Origin of the sequence: Mesorhizobium sp. M7A.F.Ca.AU.002.02.1.1 (assembly GCF_003998535.1) — a bacterium.
Classification (GTDB): Bacteria; Pseudomonadota; Alphaproteobacteria; order Rhizobiales; family Rhizobiaceae; genus Mesorhizobium; species Mesorhizobium ciceri.
The window spans coordinates 1-393 of sequence record NZ_RZPB01001522.1 but is presented as its reverse complement, the minus strand read 5'-3'; the positions used below and the strand labels follow the sequence as shown (position 1 = coordinate 393).

1 protein-coding gene is annotated in these 393 nt (G+C 60.1%); it reads left to right on the top strand.

Features of this window, described 5'->3' with window-relative positions:
* Positions 1–314 (top strand): hypothetical protein (locus EN879_RS38705; protein ID WP_245493972.1); only part of this gene is annotated, 314 nt, incomplete at its 5' end.
* Between the last annotated feature and the right edge of the window lie 79 nt (positions 315–393).

The following is a 393-nucleotide window of genomic DNA, read 5'->3' as shown; positions in this document are numbered from 1 at the left end:
TATTAACGGCGACCGGCATCAGCTCGGCGGAATCGCTCGCAGGACGCAAGGGAGACGTGCGTTTTCCGCCGACCTTGGGTTCGGGCGAATGCAACGTTGCCTACAAGGGTTACGTCGCGGCGAGCGGCCATTCGGCCTACGCCACAACCTTTTATTCGCGCGTTGTCGACCTCTACATCATCTGCGGGACGAAGCTCAACGCGCCGTCCCAGAAGGCGGCGGAAGAGACGGCGCTGCGCAATTGCCAGGCCGGGTTGACACGGTGGAAGCTCAAGACCGCGAGTGGCGGCTGCGCAATCTCGTCATCTAAATAAGCAACCGTCCGAGACTTTTTTGCGAATGGGGGAAGCAGAATGAAATCCGGGACCTGCAAACGAGCAGCCACCCCCATAG